A 13771-nucleotide genomic window follows, 5' to 3' on the forward strand; every position below is an offset into this window, starting at 1 on the left:
TCAGGAACAGAAACTTCAACACCTACTCCAGGTTCTGAAGGATCAGAAGGAAAAGCAGTAGCTTAATAATATTTATCATATAAATTATTTATAAATAAAATTTTAGACAAGATATTTATTTATCTTGTCTTTTTCTTTTTATTTGTAAAGACAAAATAGTATAATTTAAATAAAAATAAAGGGGAAAAATGAATCAAGAGCAAATATCGGTAATTGCAGGAATTAGTGTAAGTATGTTTTTGATGCTTTTAATAACTTTCTTTTTGCTTTTTTTAAGGTTTAAATATTTTAAAAAAATGTCTAAACAAGAGCAACTGGGTTTAGAAGCAGAAAAAAATATTAATTTTCTTTTAAGAAAATGAGCAGAAAAAAATAATTTTTATTTTTTAGAAAGCAGTTTGTATAAATACAATGATAATCAATTGTTTGAAGTTGATGGAATATTATTAACAAACAAAGCAATTATTATTGTAGAAATAAAATCAATAAATGGTGTTATTAAAGGAAATTCAACAGAAAAAACACTAAATAAAGTCCTAGGAAATAAGAGTTTTGAAATTTCTAATCCTATTTATCAAAATGATAAGCATATTTATCATATAAAAAAAATGTTAGATGGAAATTTTCCTATTCTTTCTTTAATTGTGTTTTCAAACAGAGCACAAAGGTTAGAAATCGAAAATGAGTTAGCTTATGTTATCATTTGCTTAGAAGATGAACTCAATCAAATTCTTTTTGATATAAACACTTCATTAGAAGAAAGAATAAACCCAGAAACTCTAAAAGCTATTAAAGAAGCTTTTGAAAAATATCAAACAAATAATAAAAAAGATTATTTAGTATTAAAATCTTTTTCAACAAGTAGGTAAAATATGGAAAGTAAAGAAAAACAAAAAGTATCAAGAGAATTAATAATTGATAATTTAGCAATTAAAGTTGAGCAAGAAGTAACTACTTCAAATACCCAAAAAATAGCATTAAAAAAAGATTTTATTTTAGTTAAAAATGAAAAAATACTTGATGATGAACAATTAATAGAATTTATTAGACCTTTTTTTAATAAATATAAAGATAAAATAATAACTACTTTATTTACAAAAGATATAGATTTAGACAATAGATATTTTTATTTATTTGGAGAAAAAATTCATTGCCTTTTTGATTTATTTTTTGGAAAATATAAATTCGTTCCTTTAAGAACTGGTTTTCAACCAAGACTCTTAAAAACTAAAAAGCAAGTAATAGAATATATAGAAGAAATTAGAAAAAGAGAGTTATTAAAATATTTATTAGTGAGATTAACAAACATCGAAAAAGAAATGGGAATAAAACATCAAAATAGAGTATTTGTAAGAGTTAAAAAATCTACTTGAGGTACTAATCATATTTTTAGAAAAGAAATTTATTTTTCAGAAGCATTATCCCCTTTTTCCAAAGATATCATTGATTCAGTAATTTACCACGAATTAGCTCATTGTTTTGTCCCTAATCATTCAAAAGAATTTTGAGATATAGTATATAAATACTGTCCTGATTATGACCAAAAAACTAAAAAATTAAACAATAAGGAATATCAATAAAATGAAAGAAGAAAATATTTATTTATGTGGTCCAACAGTTTATAACCATGTGCATATTGGAAATATGCGCTCTCTTGTTTTTATAGATATTTTAAATAGAGTTAAAAAATACTTTAATTACCAAATAAATTATCTTCACAACATCACTGATATTGATGATAAAATCATACAAAAAGCAATTGAAGAAAATAAAAGCGAAAAAGAAATCAGTGAATTTTATTATCAAGAATATCTAAAGTTATTTAAAATTTATAATATTGTTAAACCAACTAAAATTTTAAAAATTACAGATAAACTAGATTGAATTAAAAATTATATTAAAGAATTATTAGATAATAAAAATGCTTATAAAAGTGAAGGTAATGTTTTCTTTGATGTTAAAACAATAAATAATTATGGAAGTCTATCTAATCGCAAATTAGAAGATATGAAAAACGAAGAAGATAATTCTTTAAAAAAGAAAAATATACAGGATTTTTCTTTATGAAAGAATACAGAATTAGGTATAAAATACGATTCTGAATTTGGACAAGGACGTCCAGGATGACATACAGAGTGTTGTGCAATGATTTATTATTACTTTAATAAAAAAACCATTGATATTCATGCTGGTGGTGTTGATTTGCTTTTTCCCCATCATGAAAATGAAAATGCACAGCATTTTGCTTTAACTAATAAAGCAATTGCCAAGGAATGAATTCATGCTGGTTTTATTAATAAAAATGGCTACAAAATGTCTAAATCATTAGGAAATATTTTGCTTGCAAAAGATTTTGCTTTTTTATACGGACCTGACACTTTTAGAAATATTATTTTAACAACTAATATTTTTTCTCCTGTTGATTTAAGTGATGAACTTATTATTTCTAATAAAAATAAAATTCAACAATTAACTAAATCATACTATCAATTTCTTTTAGAAAAAAGTAATTTAGTAATTGATACTTCTAAGATTGAAAAAATAATGCAATTATTTCTTGAATTGAAATTTGCACAAGCAAATAAAGAAATAAGTAAAATACAAAAAAATAAAGACTTTGCAACTTTATTTGAAATTTATAAACTACTTGGATTTAATTATGTTAATTTACAATTAGATCAAGAAATTAAAGAAATTTATTATAAATGAAAAGAACTAAAAGAACAGAAAAAATACGATCAAGCAGATAAATTAAGAGTAATCTTATATGAAAAAAATATTTTATAAACAAATAATGGAAAAATAAATAAAAGAAAGAAGAAAAGAGAGTTTAAATAATGGCAAAATATATTTGTGGGAAAAATTCAGTATTGGATGCAATAAAACATAAATTACCAATAATTCAAATTTTTTCTTCAAGACCTGAAGAGTTAATCAAAGTACAAAAAGATATTAAAGTTATAAAAAAAGATTACAAATATTTAGATAATCTGACAAAAGAAAACCATCAAGGTTTTATTGCACAAATCAGTGATATTGAAACACATGATTTAAATGTTATATTTAAAGATAAACCAGAAAAAATCTTAATTTTAGATCATATTCAAGACCCACACAATTTCGGAGCAATAATAAGAACAGCAAATGCCAGTGGAATTAATCATATTATTTTTCCTAAAGAACGTTCTGTCGATATTACCCCAACAGTTTTAAAAGTATCATCTGGCGGATTTATAAATATGAAATTTATTAAAGTTGCATCTATTAGTGCAACAATAACTAAACTAAAAGAAAAAAAATTCTGAATTTATGGAACAACTTTAAGTTCCAATTCCATCGATATTAATCAAACAACATTTAACTATCCACTGGCATTAATTTTAGGTTCCGAAGCAAATGGGATATCTAAAAGTGTAGAAAAAATGTGTGATCAAAATATTTATATCCCTTTAAAAGGAACTGTGCAATCACTAAATGTATCAGTAGCAGCCGGAATTGTTTTATTTAAATTAAAGTAAAACAAAGGAAAAGATGAACAAATCAGAAAAGGAAATAGAAAAATATAAAGAACTAGTAATTGCGGCTTCTAAAAATGTTTTTAGCAAATTCAAATACATTCCTTTAACTTGAGAAGATATTAATATTTATGGATTATCCATCGTTTTAGAAGTAGCAGAAATAGCAAAGAAATATAATCAAGAAGACAAAAAAGGTGTAATTTATGCTATCTTGTTTAATAAATTAATGACTTATGCTAAATCATTTACTAAAAATAATTCTAAAATAATGAATTTTAGTATTTCATTTGAAGATGAAATTTTAACCAAACTAGAATCAGAAAATTCAAAAGAATATCTTTTTAAAGAAGACTGTCAAAGATTTTTTAAAAAGTTTTCTCATGAAGAATTAAATATCTTAAATTTATATTATCTTAATAACAAAACAATTAAGGAAATATCTAATCAGTTTTATACATCATCCTTTAAAATTAAAAGGTTTTTAGAAAAAGTAAAACTCGAAGCAGTTGAATATTTCAAATAATTGCAAAAATAATATATAATTAATAAACTATGTCTAAAGAAAAAATTGCATTAGCTTGTGAAGTTTGCAAGTCAAAAAATTATGTTAAAAATAAATCTGTAGATGACAGATTAGTAATCAACAAGTTTTGCAGAAAATGCAATTCTCAAACTTTACACAAGGAAGAAAAATAATGAAAGAAAAAAGAAACAAAAAGAAAAGAGAAAAAAAATATTATTTCAGAAATTGAATTAAAGAAATAAAAAGAATTAAGTGACCAAAAGGTAAAGATGCTAATAAAAACTTTATGTGAACTATTATCTTTGTGGTTATTTGTTCAATTTTATTTGTTTCTATTTCTTTCGTTGCAACTTTAATTTGAAATTCAATAGGAGTAGGTTTTTAAATAATGGAAAAAGAAAATTTTAAATGATATATGATTTCAACCATATCAGGAAAAGAAGAACAAGTTATTGAGTCTTTAAATAACAGAATAAAATCAGAATTTTTAGATAGTATTTTTGAAGAAATTAAAATGTTTACAGTACCACATTTAACTCAAAAAGAAATTGATAAAAAAATAAAAGGGGAACCATTTGTTGTAAAAACAGAGAATCTGTATAAAGGTTACATTTTTGCTAAAATGCTTATGACCGATGATGCCTGATTTATTGTGCGTAATACTCAATATGTTACTGGACTTGTTGGTTCATCAGGAAAAGGAGCTAAACCAACACCAGTTTCTAACCGCGAAATCAAAAAAATGTTTGAAGCAGAAAAAAAAGGTTGAGAAAAATACAATGCTGGAATCATTGATTCACCTTTCAAACCTAATGTCGTAGTTAGAGTTATTGAAGGTAGTTTTGAAGGCGAAGAAGGAACAATCATAGAAACTGATGATAGATTAGGTGATTCTTGAGTAGAAATTGAAGTATTTGGTAGGAAAACTCCTACAAAATTTTCACATAAAGATTTAGAAGTAGTAAAATAGTTCAAAAATTCAAAAAATTTGCATTTTTTTCAATAAAATGCATTTTTTATTCCACTTTTATGCAAAAAATTCAAAAAGTGGTAAAATTAATGTATATGATATTCAAATTTTCGAAAAATTTCAAATATTAAGTGAATATTATATATATTAAAAAATAATAAAATAAAGGAATAATATGAAATTAAGTAAAAAATTATTATTAGGACTCGGTGGAACATTAACAGGATTTGCAACTTTAGCAACTGTTGTTTCATGTGGAGATAAAAACAATTACTATACAACTGATTACTCAGGTATTAAAGCATTAGTAGACCAAAAAGCTCCAGAAATACAAAAAGCAATCACAGATAAAACAGCTAAAGAATTGAAAATTACTTTATTAACAGCTGGAGGAAATGTTAATGATAAATCATTTAACCAATCAGCTTGAGAAGCAATTTCTCAATTATCATTCCAAACCAAATCAAAAGCTAACAAATATGTATTGGGAGATTCATCTAACTTAGAAAAAAGTTATAATTCATTATTAACAACTGATTCTAATGTTTGAGTGTTAACTGGATTCCAACAAAAAGGTGCTTTTTTAAACTGATATAAAGTAAATAAAGAAAAATTCAACCAAAAAGGAATTATTGTTATTGCAATTGACTGAGATTTACCAGATTCAGAATTACCATCAGGTAGATTTATTTCATTAAACTACAACACAGATGAAGCAGGATGAATTGCAGGTTATGCAACAGCTGACTACTTCTCAACTAAAGAAACTGATGATGCAAAAAGAAAAGTTGCAGCATTTGGTGGAGGATTAGGAGCTGGAGTTACTGACTTTATTGCAGGATACTTAACAGGAATTAAATACTACAATGCTAATAACCCTAAAGTTACAAAATTAACAGCAGACACATTAACTTTAGATACAGGATTTAAAGCAGATGCAACATCAACACCAAAAGTTAATTCAGTAGTAACAACTGAAACACCAAAAGTTGTTTTACCAGTTGCAGGAAGTTTAACTTCTACAACTATTGATCAAATTAAAAAATCAAATAAAGGTCAATTTGTAATTGGTGTGGATACAGATCAATCATTAACTTTTGAAGATTCAAAAACACTATTCTTTACATCAATTGAAAAAAGAATCGGAAATACTTTATTTAGAGTATTAGCTGACTTATTTACTAAAAAAGGAGCAGCTTCAGATATTATTTCAACATTTGCTGAAGGAACAAAAAATGCTCATGTTAAATTAGGATACTGAGATGATTTTGTTGGATTAGCAAAATCACAAATTAGTGAAAAAGCTGCAGCAGATGCTTCATTAGACAAAGCAGCAACAAAATTCAAAGAACTTGTTACAAAAGCTAAAAAAGCAGAAGCTAAAACTCTTTTAAGTATTCCAGTTATGGATCCAGCAGGAGCAGCAAGTAACCAAACTACTTTAAATTCATTAGCTGCAGAAATTAACAAACAAACAGGAAAAGCAACAACTCCAGAACAACCTGCTGCACCATCAAACCCTGGAGGAACACAACAGGGGGGGGCAAATAACAACCCACAAAACCCTTCTGGAGGAGGTACAACTGATTCAACAACTTCAGGAACACAAAATGGTACAGGACAAGCTGATGGAGCAGCAGCTCAACCAGGAGCACAAAATCCTTCTGGACAAACAGAAGGTTCAGGAACCCCAACAGGACAAACTACTCCAACTACAAATACAACAGGTGATCAAGGAAGTCAATCACAAGGAAGCAATACTGCTTCACAACCTGGTAACGACACAACACACCAAGGTTCATAATCTTATTAAAATAATCCAATAATCTACTATAACAATTAGATTAAAATAAAAAAATAACTTTTATGTTATTTTTTTATTTGTTTATTTGTTAAAATTATATAGGAAAGAGAAAAATGGAAAATACAGTTAATAAAGTAGAAAATGCAATTGAATTTATTAATGTTACAAAAGAATTTGGAACAATAATTGCCAATAAGAACATTAATATTAAAATCAAAAAAGGTACCATTCATGCTTTAATTGGTGAAAATGGTGCTGGAAAAAGTACTTTAATGTCAATTCTATTCGGTCTTTATACACCTACTAGTGGTCAAATTAAAATAAATGGTCACAGTATGTATATTAAAGATCCTAACCAAGCTAATGATTTAGGAATTGGTATGGTTCATCAACATTTTAAACTTGTTGATGCATATACTAATTTAGAAAACATTATTTTAGGTGATGAATTTACACATAGAGGTTTTTTAGATAAAAAATTAGCAATTCAAAAAATACAAACTATACAAAAAAAATATAATTTAAATTTTGATTTAAATCAAAAAACAGGTGATGCTACTGTTTCTACACAACAAAAAGTAGAAATTATGAAAATGCTTTACCGTGATGCTGAAATTCTTGTGTTTGATGAACCTACTGCGGTTCTAAACCCACAAGAAATTGAAGGTTTATTAGAAACAATGAAAATCTTTAGAGAAAATGGAAAAACAATTATTTTTATTTCTCATAAATTAAATGAAGTTAAATCAGTTTCTGATGAAGCAACCGTTATTAGACACGGAGAAGTTGTTGGACACTTTAATTCTTTAAAAAATGTTTCAATTTCAGAAATTTCAGAAGCAATGGTTGGTAAAAAGGTAGTAATGCCCAAAAACAACACTGAAAACAACTTTACAAAAGTTGGTTTTGAGTTTAGAAACGTTAGTGCCAAACATCTAAAAGGAATTGAAGATGTTTCATTTACAATCAACAAAGGAGAAATTTTAGCAATTGCTGGAGTTGAAGGTAACGGACAAGAAGAAATTGAATTTGTTGCTTCAGGAATGTTAAAACCTTCGCATGGTAACATTATCCTTTATAAAGAAGATGAAAAAGGGCAAATTCTTGAAAAAGATATCACTCATATGTCAGTAAGTAAAAAGAAAGAAGAAGGAATTTCATATATTCCAGGTGATAGACATAAATATGGTTTAGTTTTAGATTTTACAATTGGAGATAATTCAATAATTAGAAGACTAAAAGATAAATCATTCAAAAATTTAGGAATTTTATCAACTAAAAAAATTCACAATTTTTATAAAGAAATACAAACTGAATATGATGTTCGTGGTGGAAGAGATGGAAAATCCAAAGCTAGATCATTATCAGGTGGAAACCAACAAAAAGCAATTGTTGGGCGTGAGATGTTAACTGAACACGATTTTATTATCATTGTTCAACCAACTCGTGGATTAGATGTTGGAGCAATTAACATTATTCATAACAAAATACTACAAGAAAAAGCGGCAGGTAAAACTATTTTACTAATATCTTACGAATTAGATGAAATTTTTGCTTTAGCAGATTCAGTAGTAGTTATTAACAAAGGAAAAGTTTCAGACAAAAGAGATGTAAAAAATATTACAAGAAACGAAATAGGATTATTAATGGCAGGAGTACACAATGAATAAAGTAGAAGAAAAGAAAATATCTTTATTTAAAAGATTTTCAAACTTCTTTTTTGAAGAAGATAATACAAATGCAAGAAAGAAAATATTTAGTTCTTTATGAGCATTATTCTTTGGAATGATAATTGCTTCTATCTTTATTGCATCTTTAGGTTCTAATCCGTTTGAAATTTATTACCAAATTATAAATTCTTCATTAAAAGAAGAGTTTATTTATAGATTTTTAATTACTATTTCAGTATTTATATTTGCATCAATTGCTGTTGGTGTTGGATTTAAAGCATCGATGTTTAATATAGGAATACCAGGGCAAATGATGGCTTCAGGTCTTGTTTGTTTTGTTGTGGTAAGTTATTTAGGTTCAACCAGTAATACCGAAATAGTTGTTAAAGGATGACATTTAATAGTTGGACTTTTAGCAGGATTAGTTGCAGCAGTTTTTGTAGGGATGATTGCTGGATTACTAAAAGCATTCTTTAATATAAATGAAGTTATTTCAACAATTTTATTAAATTGAATTATTTACTATATTGCTTATCAATTACTTGTTGGGAAAATTCAAGGCCTTCCTTTTACTTTACCTCCAGGTTTAACAGATTTACCAATATCTAAAAAAATAATTTTTGAAAATGATTTTTTTAATTCACAAGCATTTGCAGGAATTTTATTAGGACTATCATTTATTTTTGCTATAACAGTTTGATTTATAATCAAAAAAACACCTATTGGTTATAAAATTAAAATGACTGGATTTAACAAAAATGCTTCTAAATATTCTGGAACAAATGAAAAATTATTAATTATATCTATTTTAAGTGTTTCAGCACTTTTAGCAGGAATAGCAGGATTCCTTTGATTTGTTTTCTCAAGACAAAATCTACCTATACTTTCATCTCCAGAACCTTTAGGATTTGATGCTATAGCAGTTTCCTTGCTGGCTTATAATTCACCTATAGGAATTATTTTTACAGCAATATTCTATTCACTTTTAACAGTTGGTTCAGATAATATTCAAATTTTAAATCCAAAATTAGATGCACAAGCTGTTCAAATGATTTCAGGATTAATCATTTACTTTGCTGCTATCGCCGTAATTTTCTTTAAATTTAAACCAGTTTCTAAATTTATTAAATTTATTTTCTTAGTTAAAAGTCATTATTTCTATCATGAAAATAGAAAGATTTATGAATATAAACAAATAAGAACAAAAATTAAAAAACAAATTAAAAATAAAAATAATTCTTCAGAAACAATTGAACTATGAAGTAGAAGATTAGAAGTTTTAAATGATTATATTAAACACTTGCAAAATTTACATAAAGAAAAACCTTATGTATTTAAAAAAGCAAAAGCAGAATATATTCAAGAATTTATAAACTTTAAAAATAATAATAAATTAAGTCAAAATGCTACACTTAATGAATATATTAAACACCTTGAAAAAGAATTATTAATTAATACAAGATTTTTAAATAAATTATCAAATTTATCAAAAGAACATAAAATTAGCATCTTTAAAGCATATTGATTTAGTAAAAAAATTATGAGAAAAAACAACAAATTATCTATTAAAATAATCGAATTAACAAACGAACCAAACAAACTACAATGAAAAGTTCTTCAAAATGAACTTAAATCCGATTTCTTTAAAAAAGCTATGAATCAAAAAGACATTAACGAAGAGCAAAAAATTGAGTTATTTAGAGAGTTATCTGAAAAAAGAAGAGAAATTAATAAACAACTTTCTGAACTTGGTTTCTATGACTTAAAAGTTTTAAAAGACCAATACAAAGCAAATAGAGTTGAATTAAAAGCTCAATACATCAAAGAAAAAGATTTAATTGTACAAAATATGAAAAATGAACATAAATGAATTAGAATTGAGGTAATATAAAATGGCAATATTTTCAATAATTTTAGTTTCATCAGTTCTACTGTTTGTTATTCTTGGTTTTTCAGCACTTTCTGGAATGTTTAGTGAAAGAGTTGGAATTGTTAATATCGGAATTGAAGGGATGTTAATAATTGGTGCTACTGTTTATGGGCTACTTAACTATTTATTTAAAGTAGAAAGTGCCTGAATGCAAATACCATTATTAATAATTTCTTCATTGGCAACTGCCTTATTTGCATTATTACATGGTTTTGTTACCATTAAATTAAAAGGAGATCATATTATTTCAGGGGTTGCAATAAACTTATTAGCTCCTGCACTAAGTATTTTCTTCTTAAGAACTTTTGGGGATGCTAATAAATTCTCACAATATACACAAGAATTAGCATGATCTCAAGATTCATTTGCAAATCTTAAAAATATTGTTTCTCTTAAATTAGCTTTAATATTAGTTGTATTTCTTGTTGCTCTAATAACATTAAATAAAACAAAATGAGGTTTAAGACTAAAAGCTATCGGAGAAAATCCACAAGCAGCAGACGTTGCTGGAATTAATGTTAATTTCTACAAATGACAAGGATTAATTATTTCTGGATTACTTGCTGGACTTGGAGGAGGAATTTTCTATCAATGAAAAGGAATTAGTTTTACAGGAAATGCCGGTGGATTTGGATTCTTAGCTCTTACTATTTTAATTATGGGTAGATGAAGAACTTCCTGAATCTTCTTTGTAACTATAATCTTCTCATTAATTTACGGAACAGCTTTAACACTACAAGCATCAAACACAGGGGTGTTAGCAGCTGCAAGTCAATATGGTTTCTTAATTACAGCTACACCATTCTTGATTACAATATTTATTTTAATATTTACATCGAAAAGGGCGATTGCTCCAGCTGCAGTTGGACAACCATATGACAAATCAAAACGTTAAATTTAAAGCAAACCAAAAATGGTTTGTTTTTTTTATTACTTTAAAAGTGATAAAATAATAATTATGAAAAAAAATAAAAATCATTTTAAATTTTGAAAATCATTTATAGTTTTATCACCTATTACTTTATCTTGAGTAGCATGTGGGCAGAATAAAACTGAAAAAACAACAAATGAAGATTCAATAAAACCAGAACAACCAAAAATCACAAATCCAAGTGAAAATATAAATACTTCAACAAATACAAATTCCAATACACAAGCAGGAAATAATAATTCTTCTAATAACACTTTAAACAACGATGAAAACGACAATAAACAGCAAAATACAGATGTTTTTGCATCTTTAAAAGATTTTCCAACAACACTAGAAGTAACAGAAAGAAATAAACAATTAGATGCACTTTCTTTTTATTATAAATATAAAGATGCTCCTGATTTAATTGCTCAAAACATTTCAATTAAATGAGAATTACAAGAAGAATATAAGATAAGAGTTATTTTTCCAAATGTAGATAAAATTAATAATTCAGCAGGAAAAATTAGTGATTTAGTTTTAATTTTTATTAAAAATCATCAAGATAAAAACATCGCCATATCTTTACAAGGATTTAAAACTAATTCAACAAATACAGTTGATGAAAGAGAAAACTTTTTAACAAAAAAAGATTTAACAAGCTCAAGCGTACTAAAATTATTTCCTTCTTTAGTTGCTTCAATGCTACAATATAATTCAAATATTGATAGTTTTAGAGAATTGCAAAATTCATCAACAACTGATGATTTCACTTTAAATTATGAATATTTAGGTTCAGGAAATAAAGAAAATTTAAAACAACTTTTCAAAGATAAAAATATTGTTTTAAATCCTTCATTAAGTACTTTATTTTTTGAAAAACACGAAGATTCAACTAAACCAAAATATAATTATGAAGTTGTTGGGGTATCTGCTAACGATTTAGAAGGGACTATGCAAGTTGAAGTCTCTATTAAACAAATTGATAATAATACAGGAGTTACAGATTCTTATCATAAATATTTTGAATTTTCAGGATTTAGAAAATTTGAAAAAAATCAAAATGGTAGTTTAATTTCTAATCCCTTTTCAGTTTATTTACTTGAAAATGAAGCAATAGAAATAATTAATAAGTATAAATTAAAATCCAAAATTGAAAATAGCATTAGTAATATGAATATAACTAATGAAAAACAAAAAATAACACTTTCTATTACAAACCAAGAAAAAGATACATTAAAAAGTGCTATATTTAATAAATTATTAATTGCTGTTTATGATAAAGAAAAAGAAAAAATCTATAATAACTGAGATAATTTACCAAGAGCAACTAAGTTTATATCAAGAAAAGATAAAACTTCAATATATCCTTTTATAACATCAATTACAAAAGAGATTATTGAAAATGTTGACTTTTATGTATTTAAAGAAACTAACTCTGAAGAAAATAAAATAATAATGCAACTTGAATTAAAGATTTTTCCTTTTGTTTCCAGTTCTATTAATGACTTAAGATCCATTACTTTTTCAGATCAAGAAATACACTGAACAAAAGACTTAATTGAATTTAATTTAAATGAACTTAAATAATAAAAAAGTTTTTCAAGAAAGAAAAACAGTTGAAAGATATAAAAAAGACTTTCAAGAAATAGGATTGTGAGAATCAGAAAAATTTTTAATTGATAAATATTTTCCAAATAAAGAATTAAAAATTTTAGATTTAGGTTGTGGTGTTGGTAGAACAACATTTGCTCTTTACGAACTCGGTTATCAAAATATAACCGCGATTGATATTTCACAAAATATGATAGAAAAAGCAAAAGAAATCAATTTATCCAAAAAATATAATATTGAATTTAAAGTTGAAGATGCATCAAGATTATCTTTTAAAGATAATTCTTTTGATTATGTTTTATTTTCCTTTAATGGTTGACCTGGAATACCAAGTGAAAAATCCAGAATAAACGCTTTAAAAGAAGTATTTAGAGTTTTAAAGGAAAAGGGAATATTCATTTTTTCTTGTCACGATAGAGAAGAAGTAGAATATTTAGAATATTATAAAAACTTTATAGAAGAATGTAAAAATGAATTTAGATTTGAAAAATATGGTGATTTTATTTTCAAAAACGAAGATAAAATTTGTGATTTTTTACATTTATATTCTAAAAATGAATTAAAAACAATTCTTGAAAATCAAAATTTTGAAATTTTAGATATCATAAGTCGCGATGAACATTTTAAAGAAAGTAAAAAAATTTTAGAAATTTCAGACAATACAAATTTTTGAATAGTAAAAAAATAAGGATTAGAGTCCTTATTTTCCCGAGTTTCCCAGTTAATAGCAAAAAAGACAAAATCAACCATTTTTTTGGTTGATTTTATTGTTTTTGTTTTTTTTGGTTGATTTTATTGTTTTTGTTTTTTCTTTATACCATTTTTGATAAAA

Annotated in this window: 14 protein-coding genes; all 14 read left to right on the forward strand. The window is 25.5% G+C overall.

Annotated features, from left to right (window positions below):
- The first annotated feature begins 188 nt into the window (after positions 1–188).
- The 14 genes from ACXX86_RS03725 (at position 189) to ACXX86_RS03790 (ending at position 13627) form a co-directional block, all read left to right on the forward strand.
- Positions 189–869: a nuclease-related domain-containing protein gene (locus tag ACXX86_RS03725; RefSeq protein WP_458561155.1), complete on the forward strand. Its 681-nt coding sequence runs from the start codon at positions 189–191 to the stop codon at positions 867–869.
- Between the two features lie 3 nt (positions 870–872).
- On the forward strand, positions 873–1580 hold the full coding sequence (locus ACXX86_RS03730) for a M48 metallopeptidase family protein (protein WP_458561156.1): 708 nt from the start codon (positions 873–875) through the stop codon (positions 1578–1580).
- 1 nt (position 1581) lies between these two features.
- On the forward strand, positions 1582–2787 hold the full coding sequence (gene cysS, locus ACXX86_RS03735; protein WP_458561157.1) for a cysteine--tRNA ligase: 1206 nt from the start codon (positions 1582–1584) through the stop codon (positions 2785–2787).
- Positions 2788–2837: 50 nt separating this feature from the next.
- On the forward strand, positions 2838–3518 hold the full coding sequence (gene rlmB / locus ACXX86_RS03740) for a 23S rRNA (guanosine(2251)-2'-O)-methyltransferase RlmB (protein ID WP_458561158.1): 681 nt from the start codon (positions 2838–2840) through the stop codon (positions 3516–3518).
- A 13-nt stretch (positions 3519–3531) separates the two neighbouring features.
- Positions 3532–4041, forward strand: coding sequence for a hypothetical protein (locus tag ACXX86_RS03745; protein ID WP_436358941.1), 510 nt, complete (start codon positions 3532–3534; stop codon positions 4039–4041).
- A 29-nt stretch (positions 4042–4070) separates the two neighbouring features.
- Complete coding sequence (rpmG, locus tag ACXX86_RS03750; RefSeq protein WP_436358942.1) at positions 4071–4214, forward strand: 50S ribosomal protein L33; 144 nt, start codon at positions 4071–4073, stop codon at positions 4212–4214.
- Positions 4214–4426 carry a preprotein translocase subunit SecE gene (secE, locus tag ACXX86_RS03755; RefSeq protein WP_458557500.1) on the forward strand — a complete coding sequence of 71 codons (213 nt, stop codon included), beginning with the start codon at positions 4214–4216 and terminating at the stop codon, positions 4424–4426. The genes rpmG and secE overlap by 1 nt, the downstream gene beginning before the upstream one ends.
- Before the next feature lie 3 nt (positions 4427–4429).
- The gene (gene nusG, locus ACXX86_RS03760; RefSeq protein ID WP_458561159.1) at positions 4430–5011 is read left to right on the forward strand and encodes a transcription termination/antitermination protein NusG; all 582 of its coding nucleotides are present in this window, start codon (positions 4430–4432) and stop codon (positions 5009–5011) included.
- Positions 5012–5186: 175 nt separating this feature from the next.
- A complete protein-coding gene (locus tag ACXX86_RS03765; RefSeq protein ID WP_458561160.1) occupies positions 5187–6815 on the forward strand; it encodes a BMP family ABC transporter substrate-binding protein in 1629 nt (542 codons plus the stop codon).
- Between the two features lie 113 nt (positions 6816–6928).
- Positions 6929–8485: an ABC transporter ATP-binding protein gene (locus ACXX86_RS03770; protein ID WP_458561161.1), complete on the forward strand. Its 1557-nt coding sequence runs from the start codon at positions 6929–6931 to the stop codon at positions 8483–8485.
- Entirely contained in the window at positions 8478–10376 is a 1899-nt protein-coding gene (locus tag ACXX86_RS03775; protein WP_458561162.1) for an ABC transporter permease subunit, read from the forward strand. The genes ACXX86_RS03770 and ACXX86_RS03775 overlap by 8 nt, the downstream gene beginning before the upstream one ends.
- 1 nt (position 10377) lies before the next feature.
- Entirely contained in the window at positions 10378–11310 is a 933-nt protein-coding gene (locus ACXX86_RS03780) for an ABC transporter permease (protein WP_458561163.1), read from the forward strand.
- A gap of 63 nt (positions 11311–11373) precedes the next feature.
- On the forward strand, positions 11374–12915 hold the full coding sequence (locus tag ACXX86_RS03785; RefSeq protein WP_458561164.1) for an LppA-related lipoprotein: 1542 nt from the start codon (positions 11374–11376) through the stop codon (positions 12913–12915).
- Positions 12902–13627: a class I SAM-dependent methyltransferase gene (locus ACXX86_RS03790; RefSeq protein ID WP_458561165.1), complete on the forward strand. Its 726-nt coding sequence runs from the start codon at positions 12902–12904 to the stop codon at positions 13625–13627. Before ACXX86_RS03785 ends, ACXX86_RS03790 begins: the two co-directional genes overlap by 14 nt.
- Positions 13628–13771 lie beyond the last annotated feature (144 nt).

The organism is Mycoplasma sp. CB776, assembly GCF_054343395.1.